The sequence below is a fragment of the Enterobacter sp. BNK-8 genome (assembly GCF_048685095.1).
Classification (GTDB): domain Bacteria; phylum Pseudomonadota; class Gammaproteobacteria; order Enterobacterales; family Enterobacteriaceae; genus Enterobacter; species Enterobacter quasiroggenkampii.
Genome location: NZ_JBLQTN010000001.1, coordinates 4503050 through 4526085 on the forward strand (window position 1 = coordinate 4503050; position 23036 = coordinate 4526085).

General features: G+C 56.5%; 17 protein-coding genes and 1 pseudogene. 12 read left to right on the forward strand and 6 right to left on the reverse strand.

Features of this window, described 5'->3' with window-relative positions:
- Window positions 1-10 precede the first annotated feature (10 nt).
- From ACMGGU_RS21785 to ACMGGU_RS21825, 9 genes and pseudogenes are all read left to right on the forward strand, one after another.
- The gene (locus ACMGGU_RS21785; RefSeq protein WP_420300912.1) at window positions 11-9616 is read left to right on the forward strand and encodes a hemagglutinin repeat-containing protein; all 9606 of its coding nucleotides are present in this window, start codon (window positions 11-13) and stop codon (window positions 9614-9616) included.
- Window positions 9577-12330 carry a hemagglutinin repeat-containing protein gene (locus tag ACMGGU_RS21790; protein WP_420300913.1) on the forward strand — a complete coding sequence of 918 codons (2754 nt, stop codon included), beginning with the start codon at window positions 9577-9579 and terminating at the stop codon, window positions 12328-12330. The genes ACMGGU_RS21785 and ACMGGU_RS21790 overlap by 40 nt, the downstream gene beginning before the upstream one ends.
- A 1-nt stretch (window position 12331) precedes the next feature.
- Window positions 12332-12823: a hypothetical protein gene (locus tag ACMGGU_RS21795; protein WP_229226556.1), complete on the forward strand. Its 492-nt coding sequence runs from the start codon at window positions 12332-12334 to the stop codon at window positions 12821-12823.
- 15 nt (window positions 12824-12838) lie between these two features.
- Window positions 12839-13810: pseudogene (locus tag ACMGGU_RS21800) on the forward strand (CdiA family toxin C-terminal domain-containing protein); the annotation flags it as partial.
- Between the two features lie 10 nt (window positions 13811-13820).
- Window positions 13821-14183 carry a ribonuclease toxin immunity protein CdiI gene (cdiI, locus tag ACMGGU_RS21805; RefSeq protein ID WP_196352871.1) on the forward strand — a complete coding sequence of 121 codons (363 nt, stop codon included), beginning with the start codon at window positions 13821-13823 and terminating at the stop codon, window positions 14181-14183.
- 195 nt (window positions 14184-14378) lie between these two features.
- Window positions 14379-14579 carry a hypothetical protein gene (locus ACMGGU_RS21810; RefSeq protein ID WP_071530939.1) on the forward strand — a complete coding sequence of 67 codons (201 nt, stop codon included), beginning with the start codon at window positions 14379-14381 and terminating at the stop codon, window positions 14577-14579.
- Between the two features lie 124 nt (window positions 14580-14703).
- The gene (locus ACMGGU_RS21815) at window positions 14704-14976 is read left to right on the forward strand and encodes a hypothetical protein (protein ID WP_196352870.1); all 273 of its coding nucleotides are present in this window, start codon (window positions 14704-14706) and stop codon (window positions 14974-14976) included.
- Between the two features lie 20 nt (window positions 14977-14996).
- Window positions 14997-15263 (forward strand): hypothetical protein, encoded by a 267-nt coding sequence (locus ACMGGU_RS21820; RefSeq protein WP_196352869.1) that lies wholly within the window; start codon window positions 14997-14999, stop codon window positions 15261-15263.
- Between the two features lie 440 nt (window positions 15264-15703).
- Window positions 15704-16159, forward strand: a complete 456-nt coding sequence (locus ACMGGU_RS21825; protein ID WP_008500120.1) for a hypothetical protein — start codon at window positions 15704-15706, stop codon at window positions 16157-16159.
- Between the two features lie 38 nt (window positions 16160-16197).
- Here ACMGGU_RS21825 and ACMGGU_RS21830 read toward each other — a convergent pair whose 3' ends face one another.
- From ACMGGU_RS21830 to ACMGGU_RS21845, 4 genes are all read right to left on the reverse strand, one after another.
- Entirely contained in the window at window positions 16198-17286 is a 1089-nt protein-coding gene (locus tag ACMGGU_RS21830; protein WP_420300914.1) for an AAA family ATPase, read from the reverse strand.
- A 145-nt stretch (window positions 17287-17431) separates the two neighbouring features.
- Window positions 17432-18391, reverse strand: a complete 960-nt coding sequence (locus ACMGGU_RS21835; RefSeq protein WP_048030819.1) for a YbgA family protein — start codon at window positions 18389-18391, stop codon at window positions 17432-17434.
- 101 nt (window positions 18392-18492) lie between these two features.
- On the reverse strand, window positions 18493-18906 hold the full coding sequence (uraH, locus tag ACMGGU_RS21840; protein ID WP_048226512.1) for a hydroxyisourate hydrolase: 414 nt from the start codon (window positions 18904-18906) through the stop codon (window positions 18493-18495).
- A gap of 99 nt (window positions 18907-19005) precedes the next feature.
- Window positions 19006-19731 (reverse strand): MerR family transcriptional regulator, encoded by a 726-nt coding sequence (locus ACMGGU_RS21845; RefSeq protein WP_248222742.1) that lies wholly within the window; start codon window positions 19729-19731, stop codon window positions 19006-19008.
- Between the two features lie 117 nt (window positions 19732-19848).
- Here ACMGGU_RS21845 and ACMGGU_RS21850 point away from each other — a divergent pair, with 117 nt between their 5' ends.
- The 3 genes from ACMGGU_RS21850 to ACMGGU_RS21860 all read left to right on the forward strand — a co-directional run bounded on the left by ACMGGU_RS21850 (window position 19849) and on the right by ACMGGU_RS21860 (window position 22001).
- A complete protein-coding gene (locus ACMGGU_RS21850; protein WP_063622787.1) occupies window positions 19849-20373 on the forward strand; it encodes a lipocalin family protein in 525 nt (174 codons plus the stop codon).
- Window positions 20374-20451: 78 nt separating this feature from the next.
- Window positions 20452-21498 (forward strand): class I SAM-dependent methyltransferase, encoded by a 1047-nt coding sequence (locus tag ACMGGU_RS21855; RefSeq protein ID WP_196365573.1) that lies wholly within the window; start codon window positions 20452-20454, stop codon window positions 21496-21498.
- A 65-nt stretch (window positions 21499-21563) separates the two neighbouring features.
- A complete protein-coding gene (locus ACMGGU_RS21860; protein WP_252077897.1) occupies window positions 21564-22001 on the forward strand; it encodes an acetyltransferase in 438 nt (145 codons plus the stop codon).
- A 29-nt stretch (window positions 22002-22030) separates the two neighbouring features.
- On the opposite strand, the gene ACMGGU_RS21865 is transcribed toward ACMGGU_RS21860, so the two are convergent.
- Both ACMGGU_RS21865 and ACMGGU_RS21870 read right to left on the reverse strand, forming a co-directional pair.
- Window positions 22031-22330 (reverse strand): helix-turn-helix domain-containing protein, encoded by a 300-nt coding sequence (locus ACMGGU_RS21865; RefSeq protein ID WP_252077896.1) that lies wholly within the window; start codon window positions 22328-22330, stop codon window positions 22031-22033.
- A complete protein-coding gene (locus ACMGGU_RS21870) occupies window positions 22327-22677 on the reverse strand; it encodes a type II toxin-antitoxin system RelE/ParE family toxin (protein ID WP_045907956.1) in 351 nt (116 codons plus the stop codon). The genes ACMGGU_RS21865 and ACMGGU_RS21870 overlap by 4 nt, the downstream gene beginning before the upstream one ends.
- Window positions 22678-23036 lie beyond the last annotated feature (359 nt).

Here is a 23036-nt window from a genome sequence, read left to right on the forward strand (position 1 = left end):
CTCTACGACTATGGATACCCGTCACCCACCCGTTCGTTTCTCGCAGCGTCTGATCAGCTGGATTGTCTGCGGCTTAATGGTCTGGCAGCCGATGGCACCTGCCGTCGCGGCGGCGCTGACGCCGACCGGGCAGACCACGGTCGATCGGGCGGGGAACGGGGTGCCGGTCGTCAACATCGCCACGCCCAACGGGGCGGGTATCTCGCATAACCAGTTCGGTGAGTATAACGTCGGCAAAGAGGGGCTTATCCTCAATAACGGCACGGACCGTTTAACCCAGACCCAACTGGGCGGGCTTATCCAGAACAACCCCAACCTGCAGGCCGGGCGGGAAGCGAAAGGCATTATCAACGAAGTCACGGGCGCCAGCCGCTCGCAGCTGCAGGGCTACACGGAAGTCGCCGGTAAAGCAGCAAACGTTATGGTGGCCAACCCGTACGGCATCACCTGTAACGGGTGCGGATTTATCAACACCCCGAACGTCACCCTGACCACGGGGAAACCGCAGTTCGACGCCAGCGGTAACCTGCAGGCGCTGGAGGTGACGAAAGGCGCCATCACGGTTGAAGGCCAGGGGCTGGATGCCAGCAAGAGCGACGCGCTGTCGATCATTGCGCGCGCGACGGAAGTGAACGCCGCGATACATGCGAACGACCTGACGGTAACGGCAGGGGCGAACCGCGTGGGCGCAGACGGCAGCGTCAAACCGATTGCCGGTGAGGGCGCCGCGCCCGTGGTGGCCGTGGATACCGGCGCGCTCGGCGGGATGTATGCCAACCGTATCCGCCTGGTCTCCAGCGAGACGGGCGTGGGGGTGAACCTCGGCAACCTCACCGCGCGCCAGGGCGATATTCAGCTGGATGCGGGCGGGAAACTGACGGTCACGAACAGCCTGGCCAGCGGCTCGATTACCGCGAATGGCGCGGGAGTGGTCCTCAACGGCAGCCATCAGGCCGGGGGCGCGCTGAATGTGACCAGCTCGCAGGATGTGGAACTCAATAACAGCACGCTCGCCAGCCAGGGCGATATGCGCCTTTCCGCTGCGGGGAAAGTGCAGACGATGGGCGGCGGGACAAACAGCGCGGGCGCGCTGTCGGTGAGCAGCGGGCAGGGGATGACGCTCAGCAATACCTCCCTGGTCTCCCGCGGCGCGGCGACGCTGGACAGTAAATATACCCTGACCGTAAACGGCGGCGGCGTGTCGGCACAGGGCGGGGCGCTAACCGTCACGAGCAAACAGGGTACAGCGCTTGCGGATGCGACGCTGACAGGCCAGGCCGACACCACGCTGTCCACCGACGGCAGCCTGACGCAGCGCGGCGGCAGCGTCACCAGCAAAGGCGCGCTCAGCGTGGCGGCCGGGAAAGATATCACGCTGACGAATACCCGCAGCGGTAGCGATACCCGCGCGACCCTCAGCAGCGGCGGCACGCTGTCATCCACGGCCAGTGCGGTCTCGGCAGGAGAGAATCTGGCCCTGAGCGGCGGACAGCTGGTGATGGACGGCCAGAGCCGGGCCGATGCCACGGGCGATGTCCGCCTGACGGGCAGCGCCGTCAGTAATCAGGGGCAGGTGAATGCGGGGCGCGACATTGTCCTTTCCGGTAACAGGGTGTCCAACAGCGGCCAGCTGGCGGCGAAAGGCCACCTTGACGTGAACGCAAGTGAGCTGACAAACGGCGGCACGGTGCAGGGTAACGACGTCACCCTGAAGGGGCAGACGATCACTAACAGCGGTACCCTGCAGAGCGCCGGCAACCTGGCGCTAAGCGCCGGTACCCTGGAGCAGCGGGGCACGCTGAGCGCGAAAGGCAATGCAAACGTCACGGCGCAGCAGACCCTGCGTAACAGCGGCAGCCTGCTGGCTGACGGGGCGATGAGCGTGACGGCAGACACGCTTGAACAGAATGGCACCCTGTCCGGCGCGACGGCGCTGACGGTGCAGACCGGCACCCTGACCAGCGGTCAGGCGTCCCGTACCACCAGTCAGGGCAATGTACAGATTACCGCGACCCACAGCGCCAGCCTGAACGGGCAGACGGACGCGGCGGGGGCATTAACCGTCAGTACCGGCGACCTGACCACCGGCCAGGATGCGCATCTGCAGAGCGGGCAGGGGCTTACCCTGCAGGCGCAGAATGCCGCGCTGAACGGCACGCAGGCGGCGAAGGGTGCGCTGTCGGTGACGGCGGGCACAATTACGCACGCCGGGAAATCCACCGGTAACGCGCTGAGTTTTAACGCGACCGGCGACCTGACCAGCGGCGGAGAGCTTACCGCCAGCGCCATCGCGCTCAGCGGACAGAACATCCTCCAGTCCGGCGTCGCAAAAGCGGAACGCATGACCCTGACGGCTCCTGAACGCATCACCAACAGTGGTACGCTGGTTGCCGGTACGCTGGCGCTGGACGCTGCCTCGGTGGAGAACAGCGGACTGCTGCAGGGGACCACCCTGCTCGGCCTGAAGACCGGGTCACTCACAAACCTCGCGGGCGGATCGGTCTACAGCACGCAGGATTTAACGCTGAACGTTCCGGTGCTGTCTAACCGCGGGCTTATCACTACCGACGGCACGCTGCGCCTCCGGGGCGACACGCTGACAAACCAGGGTGAAATCAACGGCGTCAGCCTGAGCAGCGACTACCTCAGCCTGACCAACACCGATACCGGACGCCTGCTGGCGGACGACCGGCTCACCCTGAACGGCACTGCGTTTGCGAACGCGGGCAATATTGCGGCCAGCGACCTGCACATCACGGCGAACAGCCTGCAAAACCAGGGCACCGTCGAGGGGGACTCGGCGCTGACGCTCGGCGTGGCAGACCTCACTAACCGTGGCGCGCTGCGCAGCAGCGGAACGCTGACGCTCGGCGGTGAGACGCTGGTCAACAGCGGTGAGCTCAGCGCCACCGCGCTGCTGCTGAACCTGACCCGACAAGCCAGCAACGATGCCGACGGGCGGGTGATTGCCCGGAACGGCCTGACGCTGACTACCGCCAGCCTGACGAACAGCGGGCTGATGGCCGGTACCGACGCGCAGTTTAACAGCGCGTCGGTGACCAACGGCGGCACGCTGCAGGGGACACACTCCCTGACGGCGACCGGGGCACAGCTCAGCAACCAGCAGGCGGGCATGCTGCTCTCCGGTGGCGCGCTCGCCCTGCACCACACCACCCTGAACAACGCCGGGCTGCTGCAGGGTAACACCCTGAACCTCGCCACCGGTGAGTGGATGAACACCGGTAACGCGCTGGGGGAAGCGGGCGTGACGGCGGCGGTAACCGGCACGCTGACCAACAGCGGTAAGGTGCTCAGCCAGCAGGCGCTGGACGTCCAGGCCGACAGGACCGATAACCGTGGCCAGCTGCTGGCGAAAGTGCTGACCCTGCAGGGCGACCTGCAGAACAGCGGTCTGCTTCAGGGCAGCAGCACGCTGGCCTGGTCCGGGAACACCTTCACGAACCAGCCTCAGGGCCAGGTGACGGGCGGCGAGACCCTGACGCTGAGCGGACAAACCCTCAGCAACGCGGGCAGCCTTCAGGGGCGCAGTGCGACGCTTGACGCCGGGAGCCTGAATAACCAGGGCAGCGTTCAGACGCTGGACGCCCTGACGCTTTCCGCAACCGGCAGGCTGGATAACACGGGTGCCCTGCTCAGCCAGAATCTGTTCACGCTGACGGCGGCGCAGCTGTTCAACGACGGCCAGCTGGCCGGGAAAGCCCTCGCGGTGAAGGCTGCGCAGCTGAACAACACCGGGATTCTTCAGGGCAACGACACGCTGACGCTGACCACCCGCGCGCTGAGCAACGGCGCCACCGGGCAGCTGGTGAGCGGCAGTCCTCTGAACTTATCCCTCGACACGCTCGATAACGCTGGCCTGTTGCTGGTGAAGGGCGGGTTCACCCTGCGGGGCAGCGACCTGACGAACCGGGGCGATATTCAGGCGCAGAGCCTGGATTTGGGCCTGAGCAATGCCCTGACCAACACGGGGAACATCGTTGCCACCGACGATGCCGTGCTTAACGCGACGACGCTGACCAGCAGCGGCACGGTGGCGGGCAAAACGCTGACAGCAGGCGGTACTGAGCTGCGCAACAGCGGCCTGATGCAGGGCAGCAACGCGGTTAACGCCACCGCCGACCGCTTTATCAACGAGCTGAACGGTAAATGGCTCTCCGGCGGCGGCTTCACGCTGACGGGCGGACAGCTGACCAACGCCGGTTCGCTGCAGGGCGCCACACTGGGCATGACCGGCACCACCCTCACCAACAGCGGCACGGTGAACGGGCAGACGGGACTCAGCGGCACGCTCAGCGGGGCGTTAACGAATACCGGGCTGCTGCAGAGTGGCGGCACGACCGCCTTCACCGCGGATACCCTGGCGAACCCGGGGCGCATCACCGGCGGTACGCTGTCCCTCACTGCCCGCGATATGAACAACGGCGGGCTGATGCAGGGAACGAATGGCCTGGCGCTCACCGGGACCACGTTGACCACGGGCGCGACCTCGCGCACCCTCTCCGGCGGCATGTTGACGCTGGATGCAGGCCAGCTGACCACGCAGGGCACGCTGCAGGGGAACGGCGCGGACATCCGCGCCAGCGACTGGGCGCACGGCGGGTCTCTGCTCAGCCAGGGAACGCTGACGGCCACGACCGGCGGCACGCTGACCTCAACCGGCTCGCTGATGAGCCAGGGTAGGACGGATATCACCGCACAGACGCTGGATAACCGCGGGCAGCTCCTCAGCGAGGGCGATGTGACGCTCGGCGGCAGCACGCTTAAAAACAGCGGCACCGTGCAGGGGAACACCCTCGCGCTGCATCAGAACAGCATTAACAACCAGGGCACCTTAACCGGTCTGCAGAGCCTGACCGTTCAGGGACAGCAGCGGCTGATGGCGCGCATGGCGATGGCCGCGCCTCAGCAGGAGCTGATCAACGGCGCAGGCGGTAAGCTTCTCACCCAGGGTACTCTGACGATTGCGTCCGGCGCGGTGACCAACGCCGGCAGCTGGCAGGCACAGAATATTCTGCTTAACGCCCGGTCGCTCAATAACAGCGGCGCGGTGCAGAGCGCCGACGCGCTGCAGATGACGCTGGCCGATACGCTCACCGGAACCGCAGGCAGCAGGATCACCGCGCTGGGTGCGGCGACGCTGCAGGCCGCGACGCTGGCGAACCAGGGCCAGTGGGCGGCGAAAAACCTGACGCTGACAGGCGGCACGCTCAGCAACAGCGGCGCCATCAGCGGCGTGAATGGCCTGACACTCAGCCAGACCGGCGCGGTCAGCCAGCAGTCTGGCGGCACCCTGCTGTCCGGCGGGGCGCTGAACATCACGGCGGCCTCCGTCACCAGCGACGGCAAAATGCAGGGGGGCACGCTCGGCATCACCACCGGGGCGCTCACCAACAACGGACGTCTGCAGGGCGATAACGGCGCGACGCTGGCCCTCAGCGGGACGCTGACCAACAACAGCGGAGGCGAAATCGTCAGCCGCGATGCGCTGACGCTGACCACGCCCGCGCTGTTTAACTACGGCCTGATCCAGGGCGGCGGCGAGACGCGCGTGACCGCCTCCTCGCAGGCGCGTAACGACGGCAAACTCCTCTCCGGCGCGCGCCTGACGCTCGGCACGCCGCAGTTCACCGGCACCGGCTGGCTGCAGGCCACCGACCTGATCCTGAATGCGGCAAACGCCACCAACGGCGGCACGTGGGTGGCCGATCGCGCCACCCTGACCGGCACCAATTTCTCCAGCCAGGGCACCACCCAGGCGGGACAGCTGACGGTTAACTACAGCCAGCTGAACAACAGCGGCACGCTGCTCGGCAACACGCAGCTGAATATTGGCGCGGACCAGGTAACCCAGAGCGCGGGCGGCAAGCTGCTGAGCGGCGGCAACCTGTGGCTGCAAAGCCGTGGGCTGGACCTTACCGGCCAGCTGGTGTCCCTGGGGGACTTAACGCTGCAGCTGACGAACGCGTTTACCAGCAGAACCGCTGTGGCGGCAGGCAGAACCCTCACCATCAACAGCGGCGGCGACATCGATAACCGCAGCGTGCTGCAGGGGCAGGCGGTCAACCTGAATGCGGGCGGGCAGCTCAGCAACAACGGACAAATCACCACTGGCGGCGGCTCGAGCACGCTCTCCGGCAGCAGCGTGGCGCTGAACGGCGCGGGCTCGGTGCAGGGCGGAGGTGACATCACCGTGGCCAGCCGGAGCAATATTACCGTGGACGGCTTCACCGGCACGCGCGGCTCGCTGACCCTGAGCGCGCCGGGCGCCATCGTCAACACCGCGCTGCTGTACGCGGCGAATAACCTGGCGCTGTTTGCCGACAGCATCACCAACCAGCGCGGCGACATCATGGCGGGAAACAACCTGTGGATGCAGCGGGATGCGGCAGGGAATGCGAACAGCCAGGTGGTGAACACGTCGGGGAATATTGAGACGCAGCGCGGGGATATTGCGATCAGGACGGGGCATTTGCTGAACCAAAGGGATGGTCTGCAAGCAACAACTGTGCGTAACGCAGTACCAACAGAAAGCTGGATGACGGGTGAATCGATTATAAATGTTCCTGTCACAGCCTTAGCAGAAGGAAGTTATGGTTATTACTCCCAGTTAGAAAGATGGCAAACAGGTACTTGTGCAGGCGGGCAAAATGGTGGGTGTAATTACCATAAGGCGATGGCTTATTACTATGCACCTTTTAAGAACACTTCGACGCAAAAATTTGTAACTTCAAGTACTGTAACATCGGTTATCGGAGGCAATAATCCTGCTGGTCGTATCAATTCAGGAAAAAACTTAGATCTGTACGCAACGTCTCTGGATAACCAGGCTAGTAACATCCTTGCAGAAGGAAACATCGTTCTTGCAGGCGGGACGCTTAATAACCAAAGTTGGCAAGAAGGTATTCAGAATGAGTATCTGGTTTATGAATATGCTTCTAAATACAAAAATGTTAAGCCTAAGTACGCCACAAATGAGATGTCTTCAGCAAAAAATATTACCTTCAATAATGATTCGGTAACCTTTGCACTAACTGGACATGATTCCTCTTTTGAAGCAGGTTCGTTATACCGCGCCGTCATCCAGGCGGGCGGTAACGTCACCGCAAACTTCACCAGTAACATCAGCAACACCAATACCACTGCGAACGCGGGCGGCGTTAGCAACGTTATCTCCACGCCGTCGCTGAACACCCTCAGCAACCAGAGCGTCGGCAGCGGCGTACAAAAACAGGGGCTGAACACGACTGGCACCGTGGCGGTGAACTCGCCGCAGTGGAACGATCAGCTCCAGGGTGCGCTGCAGCAGCTTAACGGCGGCGGCGCGCTGGAAAACGGCGGCGCGTCCGGCACGCCTCTCAGCGACATTGGCACCAGGCAGAAAGGCAACGCGAACCTCGGACAACTGGGCGCACTGGCGAACGCCGGGGTCACCACCGCCGATCTCAGAACCGCTCAGGGCGGAGCCGTCGGGCATTATCAGGGCCAGCGCGTCGATACCAGCGCTTACCCGCTGCCGTCGGGCAACAACGGCTATTTCGTCTTCTCCGATAACCCGAAAAGCCCGTACCTGATCAGCATCAACCCGAAACTGAACGGTCTCGGACAGCTTGATCCCGCCCTGTTTGCCGATCTGAACGCGATGCTCGGGGTCAAACCGTCGTCCACGGCGCCGCAGGAGACGCGGCTGGCGTTTACCGACGAGAAGCAGTTCCTCGGCTCGTCTTACATGCTCGGCCGACTCAACCTGAACCCGGATTACGATTACCGCTTCCTCGGTGATGCGGCGTTCGATACCCGCTATGTCTCCAACGTGGTGCTCAACCAGACCGGTAACCGCTACCTGAACGGCATCGGTTCCGATCTGGATCAAATGCGCTATCTGATGGACAACGCCGCGGCGGCGCAGCAGTCGCTGGGCCTGCAGTTTGGCGTTTCGCTGACCGCCGATCAGATTGCCGCACTCGACCACAGCCTGCTGTGGTGGGAGAAAGCCACCGTCAACGGCGAAACCGTGATGGTACCGAAACTCTACCTGTCGCCGAAGGACGTCACCGTCAATAACGGCAGCGTAATCGCGGGTAACAACGTTACCCTAAAGGGCGGCGACATCACCAACAGCGGCAGCTCGCTGCTGGCGAAAAACAGCCTGACGCTCGACAGCCAGAACAGCATCAGCAACCTCAACAACGGCCTGATGAAAGCGGGCGGCGACCTGAACCTGAGCGCCATCGGCGATATCAATAACATCAGCTCCACCATCAGCGGCAAAACGGTCGCGCTGGAGAGCCTGGACGGCAGCATCAACAACCTGACCCAGGTTGAGCAGATTGATATCAACGCCGGAGGGAAGTACGGCAAGATCGGCCTGAAAGATACCCTGCTGGGCAACACGGCGTCTATTACCGCGCAGGATGGCCTGTCGCTTGAGGCGGGGAAAAACATCACCGTTACCGGGGCGAACCTGGCCTCCGGCGGCGATATGCTGCTGAACGCGTGGGGCGATATTGCCGTCAACGCGAATCAGATCAACGACGCATTCAGCTCCAGCCGGGCGAAAACCAGCCGTTCGTCCGTCACGTATCAGGGCAGTAACGTCACCGCGGGCGGCAACCTGCTGGTGAACGCCGGGCACAACCTTGACGTGACCGCCAGCGACCTGAAGGCGGGCGGCAGCGCGGGGCTGAGCGCGGGCAACGATCTCAATCTGAACGCGGCACAGACCAGCGAAAGCAGCCGTAAAGGGAAAAGCGAGTCCCACAGCACCGGGCTCGACCGCACCACGATTTCCGCAGGCGATAACCTGGTGCTGAAGGCCGGGCAGGATATCAACGCTCAGGCCGCCGCGCTGGCAGCGGAGAAAAGCGTCGGGCTGCAGGCGGGTCGCGACGTGAATCTGGCGGCGGAAGAGACCACGCAGGGCGATAGCTATAAGTCAGGCAAGAAAACCGTCATCAACGAATCGGTACGCCAGCAGGGAACCGAGATCGCCAGCGGGGCGAATACCCAGATCCTCGCCGGGCGCGATGTCACCACCGAAGCCGCGCAGGTAACGGCGAAGGGCGATATCGGCGTGGCGGCGGGCCGCGACGTCAATCTCACTACCGCAACCGAAAGCGATTATCACTACAAAGAGCAGACCAAAACCAAAAAAGGGTTCCTGAGCAAGAAAACCACCCATACCATCGAGGAGAACAGCGCGACGCGTGAATCCGGCTCATTGCTGAGCGGTGATAACGTGCAGGTCGTTGCGGGCAATAACCTGCTGGTGAACGGCTCCGCCGTGGCGGGCGATGGCGATGTGAAGCTTAAGGCGGGCAACAACGTCGATATCGTGGCAGCGACGAACAGCGATACCTCCTGGCGCTTTAAGGAAGAGAAAAAATCCGGCCTGATGGGCTCGGGCGGGATTGGTTTCACCATCGGCAGCAGCAAAAGTACCCAGGATCTCCGTGAGAAGGGCACCACCCAGAGCCAGAGTTTCAGTACGGTGGGCTCGACGGGGGGAGCGTTGATATTGCCGCCGGTAATCAACTGCATGTCGGCGGCGCGGATCTGGTGGCTGGCAAAAATATGGCGCTCACCGGAGACAGCGTGACGATCGAGCCGGGCCACGACAGGCTCACCAGCGATCAAACCTTCAAGCAGAAAAGCAGTGGCCTGACGATTGCCCTCTCCGGCGCAGTGGGTGACGCGGTGAACACTGCGGCCAGCACGGCAATGGCGGTGAAAGACCAGAGCGATGGCCGTCTCGCCGCACTGCAGGCGACCAAAGCGGCATTGTCGGGTGTTCAGGCCGTGCAGGCCAACCGTCTCGCTGAAGCGGCTAACGGCAGCGATCCCACCAACAATGGCGCGTTCGGCGTGATGGCCTCCATTGGCGGACAGTCCTCTAAATCCACCTCACACTCGGAGCAGGACAAAACGACCGGCAGCACGCTGAATGCCGGGGGTAACCTCGCCATCACGGCGACAGGTCAGGGCAACGCTGCCAACAGTGGTGATATTACCGTGGCGGGCAGCCAGCTGAAGGCTGGCAAGGATCTGACGCTCAATGCGGCTCAGGATATCAACCTGACGAGTGCAGCCGACACCAACAAACTGACGGGCAGTAACTCCAGCAAGGGTGGCTCAATCGGGATCGGTATTACCGCCGGTCCGAATGGTGCGGGCATCACCGTCTCTGCCAGCGTAAACGCCGCCAGAGGCAGCGAAAAAGGCAATGGAACCTCCTGGAACGAAACGACGCTGGATGCCGGACAGAACGTCAACCTGACCAGCGGCCGCGATACGGTACTTAAAGGCGCGCAGGTCAACGGCGATAAGGTCACGGTGGATGTCGGGCGCGACCTGACCCTCAGCAGCCTGCAGGATAGCGACAAATACAACAGCAAACAGCAGAGTATGAATGCGGGTGCAAGCTACACCTGGGGAGCGGGCAGCGGTAGCGGCAGCTTTAGCATCAGCCGCGACAAGATGAAGAGCAACTACGACTCGGTCCAGGAGCAGACCGGGATCTTCGCTGGCAAAGGCGGCTTTGATATTAACGTTGGCAACCATACGCAGCTGGACGGTGCGGTGATTGCCAGCCGTGCTGATGCAGACAAAAACCGCCTTGAGACCGGTACGCTGGGCTTTACGGACATCAACAATAAGGCGGAGTATAAGGTTGAACATCAGGGTGTCGGCTTCAGCAGCGGCGCCGGGGTTGCGGGTAATCTGGTTAGCAACATGGCCAGCACAATGCTGGCAGGAATGGGCGGCAGCGGCCATGCTGAAGGGACCACGCAATCAGCGGTAGCTGACGGTGCTATCATTGTTCGCGACCAGGCTAACCAGAAGCAGGACGTCAGCACGCTCAGCCGTGACACAGACCATGCCAACGGCAGCATCGACCCGATCTTTAACAAAGAGAAAGAGCAGAAACGCCTGCAAACCGCGCAGATGATTGGCGAGATCGGCAATCAGGTTGCGGATATTGCGCGCACCAACGGCAAGATTGCGGCCACGGAAGCGGCCAACGAGAAGATGAAAACCGCGGGCAGCGATGCGCGTAACGCCGCCATTAGCCAGCTGAAAAAAGACGGTAAAGAGGTTACCGATCAGGCGATTCATGACCAGATGTACCAGACCTTCTATAACGAAGCGTTTAACCAGTCTGGCATGGGAACGGGGCAGAGCACCCAGCGCGCCATCACGGCAGCAACGGCGGCCATTCAGGCGCTGGCAGGTGGCGATATTAAAGCTGCGATTGCGGGCGGTGCCGCGCCGTATATCGCCAATGCCATCGCGAATGCCATCCCGGAGAAGGATCTTAAGGGACGCGTGCTGGCCCATGCGGTTGTCAACGCCGCACTTGCAACCGCTTCCGGCAGAGATGCGGCGTCGGCCGCAGCCGGTGCAGCGGTGGGTGAGCTGGCTGGTAAGATTGCAGTTGACGGTTTTGGCAAACAGGTCAGCGAACTGAGCGAGGAAGAAAAACAGGCGGTATCTGCGCTGGCGACACTGGCTTCTGGTCTGGCTGGCGGGCTTGTCGGAGACAGCAGCGCGAATGCGGTAGCGGCGGCTCAGGCGGGCAAAACGACGGTTGAGAATAATTATCTTAGCAGCAAACAGATAGATGCCTGGTCTGCTGAAATGAAGTCCTGTCAGGCCAGCGGCGGTGACTGTGATGGCATTATCAGAAAGTATGAGGAATTAAGTACCTCCCAGCAACAGCAGCTTATCAGTTACTGTGCGGCCAATCCGGCGACCTGTCAGCAGAAATATGGTGATGTGCTGGCTGATAGCATGGCGGTGAAGCATGCGCTGGATAAAGCACTGGGTCAGGACATTCCGGCAAAGATGGCTTATGATCTTACTGCAACATGGATGCATCAGATCCAGGCCGATGGAGTTATTTCAACCAACAAAGTCTCGGAAGCCCTTCAGAAAGATTATGGTCTGGATGCGATTCAGGCTGATATTGTAGCTGGTGCGGCGGCAGCGGCGTTTGGGGGAATTAGTAAGGTCACCAAGCCTAATTACACCTTAAATAAAGAAGGTGTAATGCTTGGTATAAATGGCCCAACAGTTCCAAGCAAGACATTGTGGATGGGAAAAGGCAAAGAGAGAATTGATGTTGAGAACCCAGCACCAGGAAAGAGAGCGGGTCAAATACATTATCAAGATAATAGTAACAACAAGTACTATTATGATCCTGTCACACAAACTTTCCCTGATGCACCTAAAAGTGTGAATGATAAGTTGAAAGACTCGGCTTTCAAAAATGCTATAGATAAAGGTATGACTAAATATCTGGGGGAAAAATGATATGCTGGCTAACTATTTAATGCTCCCTCAACTAGAATCCATATGTTGGGAGGATATGAGGAAAATTACTCTTCCTTACGAGCTAAACGAAGTTGTTGAGCAGGGTTTTGTGGAGTTATTTAGTTGTTTTTTATCAAAAAAACTCTTCGGTTATTGTGGGGGGGTTAAACCTGATTCTTTTGAAGATGAAATAGCCTTGGAGTGTTTTGTAAATTCTATCCATATAGAAGATTACGTAAGTGAAAATTACCTTCAACATTCTATTGTCTTTTGTAATTCAATGATTAAGGAATGGAATGAAAGCCATTCTGGGGTTCTAAATGTTATTATATCGTTGGATGATGAAACATTACTGCCAACAATAAAATTCCATTTAAAAAGAAAAGACGCTTCATGGCTAGATGAAGATAATCTTGACTCAAGTATTCAGGCTGTCTTAGTGACTACAGATGAAATTAATAAGGATAGATTATCAAGTCTACTGATTAAGTAAAAGAACCCAACCTTTGAGGCCGCCTACGGGGCTGGTATGCTGGTTGGTGTTCCTCAGGGGATTAGTGATTCCGTCGAGAGTTTATCGAAAGCCGTCACAAATCCTGCCGCCACTTATGATGCGATTAAGCAATTAATCACGAGCGACGACATGTCCAGTACGATGTCGGATGCCGTTAAACAAAGTTATATTGATCGTATCAATCTGATGGAATCAGAGTATCAGAGGGCAGGTGCGGGAGGTGCGTACAATGCAGGTCTTGAGGCGTGTAAACTCATGTCCGATCTCATTACTGCTGTCGCCGGTGGTGTTGGTGTTGCAAAAACAGGTACGGCTCTGACAGAGAAGATTGTTGCAAAAGTCACTTCCAAAGTAGACAAAGTTATTCCTGAAAATCCGTCGATCAGATGGACTGCAGGCGATGGCGAGTATTCAGTAAAACCGGGTAAGGATATTAAAGATGTAGAGTATCCTGGCGGTCAGTATGGCGGAAATTCGCTGCCATATAAAACCAGTACAGAGAAGGGCATGACGACAATCACTTATCCTGATGGGATGAGTATCAGAATTGATCAACCAAAACATCTGGCAACGGTTGATGGGTTTACGCAAAAGAGTGGGATCTCAGGTGGGCATAATGCTGATGCGTTTTATGATACCGTTAAAAAATATGGCGTAAAAATCGTAAGTGAGAAACCTACAAATGTTAAAGGTATTTCTGAAGTTGAATACTTAGCTCCTACCAAAGATCGCGCGGGGAATTTAACTGGAGAATATAAACCAAGTCCAGTAAAGAAAACTATCTATGATCCGAAAATATATACTGGCAAAGTAATGTTAGATCTTGGGCAAGAGGCTGCAATGAAAGGGTAAAGAGATGCAATGCGCAATGGTCAGTCAGCATATGATGCTACAGCTGGCGGGTTGAATTTTAGAGTTTATCTCGAAAAAAATACAGGTCGAGTCACAAACTTTCATCCCAAATAGGATTAAATGAATGAAATTTTTATTTGATTTACCTTATATAAAATCAGATCCTTACGTGGTTATAAAAACTTACTTTGACCTCATGTATAATGATGGTGTTTTCTTGATGTCTATTGAAAGTATTATTAAAAAGCATTCATTTATAAGAGATGGGGTTTACTGCTTCTTTCCTGATATGGAAAGTTATGACGAAAGTGAACATTTTGAAGGTGTTGAATTTGCTGTTGGTTATCCTCCCTCTGAAGCAGATACTACTATCGTTAGTGAAGAAATCTGCTATCACTACGTACGACTTGCAAGTGAAAAGTATTTGCTGCTTCACCCGGAAGATACGGAAAAGGTAAATAGCTTACTTGCTCGGCTACCTGTGTGAGTACAAATCCAGCCAACTGTCCGCGGGATTTTTTTGCTCTACCTTTTTCACTTCCAGACAAGATGTGTTTTTGGAGTACCGCCGTCCGCGACGGTACTCCAAAACGACCAGGTTACGCAATCCTAAACATCAGATGGTGGAACCGTTTTTAGGCCTGTAAACGGTAGGGCGTACTTCGATAATTTGAGGTCATGAATGAATGTAATATCTCTTGCTGGGAAACAAGCTCAATTAACCATTGATGAAAATGAGTTATTGATCCTGAATTCAGCTTTAAATGAAATCTGTAATGGTATCTCTGTTCCTGAATTTGAAACCAGGATTGGGGCTTCTAAAGAAGATGTCTGTGCCTTACTTAATGATATAGGCCAAATTTTAGCCAATATGATGGCTTGAGAAGATCCCAGCTCCTGCGGCGTTTTTTTGTTACGCAATACTGTTTGGAAATATCTGAACTCATCCCGGCAGGCTATTTTACGATAGCCTGCTTCTCACTGACCTGCTCCCCGTTGATGCCATTATGCTGGGAGTGGCATCTGCCGCAACTACGGGGAAAGGCTGGAAAGTATCAGCGGCAATCAATATTGGGGCTGCGCTTGGCAGTGCGATTAAAAGGAAAGACCCGAATAACACTCTGATAAGTCGTGGATTTGGAAGTGCGGCTGGTAGTTTAGGAGGAAAAGTTTTTGGTTCATTGTCTCCAGTAGCTGATCAAGTGACAAAGAATGTTATTGGTGTAGTAACAGGTTCTACTGCTTTTGAATTTCCAGGAAAAGTGGTAAAAGATGAGTGAGACAAACGGGAGAAGAAGTAATGAGCATCTTCAGTAAGGTTGGTATCTTTTGGCTTCTTTTCTTGGTTATGTACTGTACTGTTTTAGTCGCTATTGTTCTTTTTGCATGCCAGTTCGGAGTGTCAATAATTTTCTATTTTAACGATGGTGAATTCTTTTTTTCATGGAAAAAGGCATTACATATCTCATTAATAAAAGGGGGTGTTACAGGATTAATATTAGGTGTAGGGGTGTGGTTAAAAAACAAAGTGCATGAGTATCGCTGGAAAAAGAGTCGCCGAGGATAGATAGCATGAGCGAGATGCGAAAAACAGCCCGTGGGCCTCGGCAAATTGCCGCTGCTAACAACAAGAATTGAGCGGTAAAATGAACAAAAAAGGTGGTTAATATCTTTTATTTTGCTGGCGCTGATTTTAACAATGGAAATTATTGCTTTGTTTGCTTATTTTTTCAAAATCCGTCTCTATTTCATTCGTAATATTCCTTTTGAGATAAATATTTTTTGAGTTAGTGAGGATTATTAAGGGTGCTTCATTTGGTGGACTTATTGTTGGTATAGGTTGTTTGTATCTTTCTTTTAAAAAATTTATTATTGCTGATGATGATTTACTCGGCGGTAGCGAAGATGTTCAGGCCGCGAGGATACGCCAGCATGGTGTTGATATGGCGTCTTTTTCCGACAATCCGAGTGGGGCTGCATGTCAGAAAGCAATGAAGGACTAATCAAATGATTTATCTGCTGTTAGGAATTGCGCTGTTCGCATTTTTCATCGGAACTGTCGTGTTTGTCCGTTTTAGTAAAGTGACGGGAAGAAGCGTTCAGTCACCTCTTACCACAATGTTTTTCTTTGATGCGCTCTTTTTTGGTCTGGGTAGTAAGCGAGACATGAACATTGCAGCATCTTCATTTATCGTCTTCTTAGTCAGTATCTGGGGATTAACTTATTTAAAGTTAAGCACTCATTTTTGGGGAAGTCGCGAAAGTTATTTTGGTTTTGCGATCGCCGGAATTTTATTTCTGATTATGCATTGCCGCTATTGTGCAAAAAATGTCGTTATCAAAAATGATGGCCTGGCCCCCATGAGAGAGTTGATTAATATCCGGCGATCCGGCCTTACCAGCCCCTTTATATGGTTAAGCAGGGCCGGGTATCTGGGGTTCTTTATTGGCATGCTTCACTGAAGTGAGATGCGAAAAAACAGCCTCCGTACCCATTGAGACTACCCCAGCCTCTCCACCCGCGTCTCCCCCTCCGCCATCGACAGCTGATACAGCGAAAACGATCGCTGCTTCTCAATCAACTTTGCCAGCTCCGGCGAGTGGCTGGTGAGCCAGATCTGCGAGTAGCGGCTGGCCTCGGCGATTAAGCTCGCCAGGGCAGGCAGCATCTGCGGGTGCAGGCTGTTTTCCGGTTCGTTCAACGCGATAAACGCCGGTGGGCGGGGGCTTAACAGCGCTACCGCCAGGCACAGGAAGCGCAAGGTACCGTCGGAGAACTCTGCTGGTTCCAGCGGTCTGCTCAGCCCCTCGCGCTGCATCATCATCCGGAAACGTCCACCGGTGTTGTCGCTGTAAAACACGCAGCCGGGGAAGGCCTGGTCAAGGATGCGCATCAGCAGCAGCTCGTCGCCAATCTCGACAATGGTCTGAAACGCGGCCGCCAGATTAGCGCCGTCGCTGGCCAGCACCGGGGAGCGGAAACCGACCTGCGGGGCGCGCATCGCCGAGCCGATTGATACAGAAAACTCATGATAAAAGCGCCAGTTACGCAGGGACTCGCGCATCTGCGACACTTCCGGGTAAAGGTGTGGTTCGCCGAGCTGTCCGAATACCGATTCGTTCTCGTACAGCGTGCCGCTGTGGGTTACCTTCTCGTGATGCACGTTGTTCAGAAACACCGCCTGGTTCTTACGCTTCATCAGCTGTGACGAAGGTCGACGGTGCTGGCCGCTCAGCCAGATGGACTCTTCTTTGATCACCGGGTCGAGCTGAAACTGCGAGGGGTAGGGCAGCTTCTCCACAAACCCGACCTGCAGCTCGTATTCGTAGGCCTCTGTTTCTACCGCGAGGTTCATCCGCCGCAGCTGGTCGCTACGGGTTTTACCTGCCCAGAACACCTTCAGAATGCCGCCCTCGTTCGCCAGCGCCTGGGAAAACTGCCCCTGCGCGGCGCTGTGCATCAGGTGTATCGCCTTGTAGATATTCGATTTTCCGGTCCCGTTCGGCCCGAAGACGATATTGAGTTGCTCCAGCTCCAGCGACATCTCGCGGATGGATCGATAGTTTTGAATGTGCAGGGTGTGGATCACAGGCAGGCCCCTTTCGCAGAATAAGCCTGTATATAATCACAGTCTTTGAGATGAAATGCAAAAAAGAGACGACAGTGAGGATGTCGTCTAAACGGGGTACTGCTTTGGGCCTCTACGGGTCAATGGGGCCTTCGCATTTTTATGATCACTTGACTGCCAGACGCAGACCCAAATCATCAGGATAGGGATCAAAGTAGTTTTGCGTCATCAGATACCGGTCGGGGTATTCGGCCAGGTAGTGCTTCAGCAGCGTGATCGGGGCGAGGATAGGCAACTGTCCGTTGCGATAATGCAGGATCACGTCGCGCAGCTCGCCGCGCTGGCGGGTGTTCAGCTGGTTACGAAAATAGCCCTGAATATGCATCAGCACGTTGGTGTGATTCTTACGCGAAGCGGGTTTTTTCAGGATGGTCATCAGCTTTTCCCGGTATGCCACGAAGAAAGCGTCCAGGTCTTCCCACTCGTGCAGCGAGGCAACGAACGGGCCGATTTCACGGTAACCCGCCTGATGGTGCGCCAGCAGCTGGAGTTTGTAACGGCTGTGGAAGTCCAGCAGCGCGCGGCGCGTGAGGCCATTTTTACGCAGCGTGTTCAGTTCGTGCAGGGCAAAAACACGTTCGACAAAGTTTTCCCGCAGCACCGGGTCGTGCAGACGTCCATCCTCTTCCACGGGCAGCCACGGCCAGGTTTCAAGGAGGGCGGCGGTGAACAGCCCGACCCCCTCCTTGCGGCCCCGGTTGCCGTTTTCATCATACAGACGCACGCGTTCCATGCCGCAGCTTGGGGATTTAGCGCAGACGATAAAACCAGCGAGATCGCCGATTTTCGGCAAAAAATCTGCCGTAAAGTCCGCCATTTTCTGCGTAACGTCTTCGTGAGGCGCATGGCTAAAACGCATCTGCGTTTCACCGTGTTCCGTCACGATCAGACGCAGCGCCGGGCGAGGGGTCGGCAGGCCGATGGCCATTTCCGGACAGACGGGCCTGAAATTCACCCACTGGGCCAGCTCATCCATGACGAAGCCCATACGCTTGTGTCCGCCGTCAAAGCGAACGGCGGATCCGGTCAAACATCCGCTGATACCCAGCACTGGTTTTGTCGTCATGGTGTCGTCCTCCCGTTCATATAATTAAAACTTACACAACATGACTAATTTGTCCAAGTATTAGCGGAACTATTTTTTTATTCCTTTAGAATCAATGTGTCTTAGCTGCCCTTATAGGTCGAGTAACCGTACTGGCTCAGCAGAAGCGGGATGTGCAGCTTCTCGTTGGTGCGGGTCACGGTAAACAGCACCGGAATCTCCGGGAAGAAGGAGTCGAGCTTTTTACCGTGGAAGTACTCTGCGGTTTTGAAGGTCACTTTATACACGCCAGGCTGCATGTCCTGGTCCTGCGGATAGAGCGATTTGATGCGTCCATCCTGGTCAGTTTTACCGCTGGCGATCGGGGTCCATTTGTCCTGCTGCTGCTTTTCCAGCGTGACGGTGACGCCCGGTGGAGGCGTGCCGGTTTGCTGGTCGAGGATGTGTACGCTCAGGGTGCCAGCAGGAGCGGCGCTAAAGGCGGCAGGGGTAAAGGCCATAGCGGCCAGCATCAGCAGAGGGGTAGTTTTCTTCATGGTGTTTTCCTGTGGAGTTATTCGTCACAGGAAAACGTTAGCATCTGCGGCGCGGGAAAATATTCAACTTTTCGTGAAGATTCCCGCAGGAGAAAATGATCAGAGGATAATCACTTCAAGCGATACCTGCTGCTGCCACTGCTCCACCTGCTTTTTCCGCGCCGCGGTGAGCTTGCCGCTGGTGACCAGAAGCCATTTGCGCTCCGGGAAAATTTCCGGGGCCAGCGCGGCCGGAGGCGAGGGCAGAATGTCGATTCGGTGTCCCTGTCCTGTGCGCGTTAAGGCTTCGAGCCAGATCTCGCAGGCGTCGTTCAGGTGCCAGCCGCTGAGCAGAATATTATCGCCCGGCGCTTTTTTATCACCCTCGAGACAAAACGAGGTGTAGGCGATGATGATGCCGTCGAGGATTGCGCGCAGGGTCATAGCGGCGGCCACGTTGGCCGAAACCTGACTGCGCAGCGGGCGCAGCACGTTCGCGACCAGCTCGGGTCTTGGGTACTCGCGTCCTGCGTCGTAAATCATCTGGCGCAGGGACTCGACTTTGCCGTCCTGCAGGCGTTGCAGCATGTTCTGCTGCAGGGTTTGCCAGTTGTTGGTCCGGCCCGGCATCGGGCGTTCCAGCAGCGGTTTGACCTGGCCGATCGGGACGCCTTTTTTTACCCAGTCGAGGATTTTGAGCGCCTGCTGGACGTCCTCATCGCTGTACTGGCGATGGCCGCCTTCCGTGCGCTGTGGCTTGAGTAAACCATAGCGACGCTGCCACGCCCGCAGGGTGGTGGCGGTGATGCCGCTGAGTCTGGCGAATTCGCCGATGGAGTAAGCCATGTCCGTGTCCAGAGTGGAGGAATACTCTCAATATACTACGAATTTTCCCGAACGGGATGAAGCGCCGAAACGGTGCACTACACTTAACATCCAACCGTGCAAATGAAAGGAATTCTCATGAAGCTATGGCCTGTTGTGACCGGTGTTGCGATTGCTTTGACGCTGGTCGCCTGTAAATCCCCCACGCCGCCGAAAGGCGTGCAGCCTATTACCCACTTTGACGCCAGCCGCTATCTCGGCAAATGGTACGAAGTCGCCCGTCTGGAAAACCGCTTCGAACGCGGGCTGGAGCAGGTGACGGCGACCTACGGCAAGCGCAGCGACGGCGGTATCAGCGTGCTTAACCGGGGCTACGATCCGGTGAAGAATAAGTGGAACGAGAGCGAGGGGAAAGCGTACTTTACCGGCGAACCGACCACGGCCGCGCTGAAGGTCTCCTTCTTCGGCCCGTTCTACGGCGGCTATAACGTGATCAGACTGGACGATAAGTACCAGTATGCGCTGGTCAGCGGCCCGAACCGCGATTACCTGTGGATCCTGTCGCGCACGCCGACCATCCCGGATGCGGTGAAGCAGGACTACCTGAATACTGCGCGCAGCCTGGGCTTCCGGGTTGATCAGCTGGTGTGGGTGAAGCAATAAAAATCGTGCTTTCTTCCTGGGGCATTACTGGCTCGCCTGGATAGACTTCCGTTAAAAGCCTAACGGGGAGAAGACGACATGAACTGGCAGCCTTTTCGCGGCGATGCGCCGGAAAATATGACGATTTTCAGCGCGTCATTTCCCGACGTCAGCGACCAGTGGCCGATGAAAGACGATGCTGCCCGGGAGATCGCCTCCCTTGACCGCGCCCTGAAAGCCGAGCCAGCGCTCCGTCCGCCGCGGGTGGAATACGACGAGGGCGGGCAGGCCGTGCTTGTCCCCCAGAACCGCTATTCCGAACAGGCCTTCCGTAACCGCCCGGCCCTCACCGCGTGGCGCACCCGGCTGGTCCCCTCCGCGCTGGCGCTGTTTGTGGTGCAAAACCCGCTGGAAGACCGCCTGCCCGACGGAACAAAAATGGACAGCGACAGCCGCCAGTGGTTTATCCACGCAAATGATGCCATCGGCGTGCGTTCCCGCGCCCGGGTGCTGGCCGCGCTGGTGGATAAGTACATTCACAATGAGAGCGAGAACAACTGGGTCAGCCTGGCGAGCGGCGCCGCCATCCCGGTGCTGGAGGCGCTGCGTGAAGCAAAGCTTGATGGCCAGCAGGTCTATCTCACGCTGGTGGACAAAGACCCCGTAGCGCTGAGCTGGGCGGAAACCATGGCGGCGCAGGAAGGCATTGTGGTGGGCGAACAGCTGACGCTGCTCAGGCGCAACCTGCTCCATACGCTGGTGCGTAACGAGGACCTGCTGCTGGAGCTGGGCGAGCATCAGGCCGAACTGGTCGACGCGCTGGGGATTTTCGAATACTTCAGCGATACCGATGCGGTGATTTTCCTCCAGCGCGCGCTGCGGCTGGTCAAGCCCGGCGGGGCGGTGATTGTGTCGAACATGCTGACCAGCAGCCCACACATTGACTTTGTGCTGCGCGGTATCGGTTGGGAGGATATTCACCCAAGGACGCTGCAGCAGCTGCAGGACATCCACCTCGCGGCGGGCGTGCCGGTGGAAAACGTCACCGTGGTGGTGCCGAAGGACGGGGTGTATGCGGTGATGGAGATTAGGGTAGGGGATGAAAAACCGCACGGTCAGTTCCCTCTCCCTGAGGGAGAGGGCTAGGGTGAGGGGGAACAGAGCGCAAGGAGTGACTTGAATTAACGTCCTAAACCGCACATGATCCCCCCATGAAAATTGAAACCGCACTCCCCACACACTTCGAACGTCTGGTCGCGATCTGGGAATCCTCCGTCCGAGCCACCCACCACTTTTTACAGGAAAGCGATATCGCGGCGCTGCGCCCGTTATTGCTTAACGCGTATTTGCCTAACCTCACCGTCGTGATGGCCCAGGATGACGCAGGCGTTATTCACGGCTTTTTAGGCGTGGATGAAAACCGCATTGAAATGCTGTTTGTTGATGATGCGAGCCGGGGGAAGGGCGTCGGGAAATTGCTGCTGCAACACGCCATCGCAGCGTTCGGCGCGAACGAAGTGGACGTGAATGAGCAGAACCCGCAGGGCGTTGAATTTTATCGCCATATGGGGTTTGAGCAGGTCGGGCGCTCGGAACAGGACGGGCAGGGGAATCCGTTTCCGTTGCTGCATATGCGGTTGGCTAAGTGAATATTCACTTAACGCAGGAATCACACTTGTTAGATATGAAATGCAACGCGTTTTCCTGTGGGAAGTTCAACGTCGATACAAAGTTTCCCACCCATTGCCTCGATGTAACGCTTAAGCGTGGCAATTTTTAGTTCATTTCCACGTTGCTCTATCTGAGTTACTGCGGGCTGGCTAACCCCCATCAGGTCAGCAACTTTTTTTTGCGAAAGCCTGAGCTCTTCGCGCAAAAGTTGCAGACCCGTTTCGAGGATCATTTCCTCTGCCATCTCTTTAATACGTTGTTGGCTTTCCGATGAACGTGACGCAATCACTTCATTTAAGGTTTTCACTTGGCTGCCTCTTGGCTTGTCAGATGAAGGGAAAATTCGGCATCTGCGATGCGAATCATTTTTTCATAAAAGGTTTTGTCGTTACTCTTATCGCCCGCGCAAAGCACAATGGCCTGACGTACAGGATCAAATGCGAAGAAAGCACGAACAGGACGACCAGCATATTGAATACGTAATTCTTTCATATGCTTATACCGTGAGCCTTTAACCGTATCTGCATAGGGACGAGGAAGACGTGGCCCATAGTGTTGCAGATTTAGCAGGTCTGCCAGTACCTTATCCTGTAATCCTTCTTCTTGTTCAAACAACCACTGCTCGAATACCTTTCCGAACCGAACCGTCCACATGCTTTCGTCCATGATAAGCTGTAGCTTATAAAAAGAATATAAGCTGTAGTTAATAAATGCAATGGCAGTCATCGACAGCCAGGCTGTTAGTGGCAGGAGTATGACAAAGAGGGGATTTCAAACGGATCGTGCAATTAAGAAATTGCGAGGCGCTTTCCAGCGTTTTTACATTCATGCTGGAGAGTGAGGCTGGCGTTCGTTCGTGACGAATTTTTTGATCTGGTATTACTGGGGCGTTTGAGGGTTCCTGGTGGAACTGGGCGCCTCAGGAGAGCGGTACCCGTTATGGTTAACTATCTTTCTGGAAACCTGATGTTTCCCTTCAGGCGAACTATCCGGGATTTCCGGATAGTAGAATA

Bases quoted from the DNA above. Each gene is read 5' to 3' on its own strand.
- ACMGGU_RS21820 (WP_196352869.1), top strand. From the start codon at position 14,997: ATGAGCATCTTCAGTAAGGTTGGTATCTTTTGGCTTCTTTTCTTGGTT.
- ACMGGU_RS21795 (WP_229226556.1), top strand. From the start codon at position 12,332: ATGCTGGCTAACTATTTAATGCTCCCTCAACTAGAATCCATATGTTGG.
- ACMGGU_RS21855 (WP_196365573.1), top strand. From the start codon at position 20,452: ATGAACTGGCAGCCTTTTCGCGGCGATGCGCCGGAAAATATGACGATT.
- ACMGGU_RS21845 (WP_248222742.1), bottom strand. From the start codon at position 19,731: ATGGCTTACTCCATCGGCGAATTCGCCAGACTCAGCGGCATCACCGCC.
- uraH (WP_048226512.1), bottom strand. From the start codon at position 18,906: ATGAAGAAAACTACCCCTCTGCTGATGCTGGCCGCTATGGCCTTTACC.
- ACMGGU_RS21810 (WP_071530939.1), top strand. From the start codon at position 14,379: ATGAATGTAATATCTCTTGCTGGGAAACAAGCTCAATTAACCATTGAT.
- ACMGGU_RS21785 (WP_420300912.1), top strand. From the start codon at position 11: ATGGATACCCGTCACCCACCCGTTCGTTTCTCGCAGCGTCTGATCAGC.
- ACMGGU_RS21860 (WP_252077897.1), top strand. From the start codon at position 21,564: ATGAAAATTGAAACCGCACTCCCCACACACTTCGAACGTCTGGTCGCG.
- ACMGGU_RS21870 (WP_045907956.1), bottom strand. From the start codon at position 22,677: ATGTGGACGGTTCGGTTCGGAAAGGTATTCGAGCAGTGGTTGTTTGAA.
- ACMGGU_RS21815 (WP_196352870.1), top strand. From the start codon at position 14,704: ATGCTGGGAGTGGCATCTGCCGCAACTACGGGGAAAGGCTGGAAAGTA.
- cdiI (WP_196352871.1), top strand. From the start codon at position 13,821: ATGAAATTTTTATTTGATTTACCTTATATAAAATCAGATCCTTACGTG.
- ACMGGU_RS21835 (WP_048030819.1), bottom strand. From the start codon at position 18,391: ATGACGACAAAACCAGTGCTGGGTATCAGCGGATGTTTGACCGGATCC.
- ACMGGU_RS21825 (WP_008500120.1), top strand. From the start codon at position 15,704: ATGATTTATCTGCTGTTAGGAATTGCGCTGTTCGCATTTTTCATCGGA.
- ACMGGU_RS21850 (WP_063622787.1), top strand. From the start codon at position 19,849: ATGAAGCTATGGCCTGTTGTGACCGGTGTTGCGATTGCTTTGACGCTG.